Here is a 390-nt window from a genome sequence, read left to right on the forward strand (position 1 = left end):
TTGAGAGCATGCTCACCCCCATCATCATTGTGCCTGAAACCATGTTGGCCAATGAGCTGATGATACAGTTTATTCAAGAGCGCAAAAGCCTGGCTTTGGTGGTCGATGAGTTTGGAGGCACCTCTGGAATTGTGAGTTTGGAAGATGTGATTGAAGAAATATTTGGCGAGATTCAGGACGAACACGATGAAGATGAAGACTGGGTGGAGCAGCGCATCGATGAAAACAAATATATACTGAGCGCTCGTCACGAGATTGACTACCTGAACGAGAAGTTTAAGTGGGACATCCCTGAGGGAGACTATGATACCCTGGGAGGCTTTATTCTGTCCATTACAGAGAGTATTCCCGAGGTTCACGACATTATCCGGTTCGGCCGATTTGAGATAA

Annotated in this window: 1 protein-coding gene; it reads left to right on the forward strand. The window is 46.4% G+C overall.

What is annotated here, in order from left to right; genetic code table 11:
- A partial coding sequence (locus tag B3763_RS01290; protein WP_286742791.1) for a transporter associated domain-containing protein occupies positions 1–390 on the forward strand: 390 nt, incomplete at both ends.

The sequence above is a fragment of the Roseivirga sp. UBA1976 genome, from assembly GCF_002336325.1.
Lineage (GTDB): Bacteria > Bacteroidota > Bacteroidia > Cytophagales > Cyclobacteriaceae > Roseivirga > Roseivirga thermotolerans.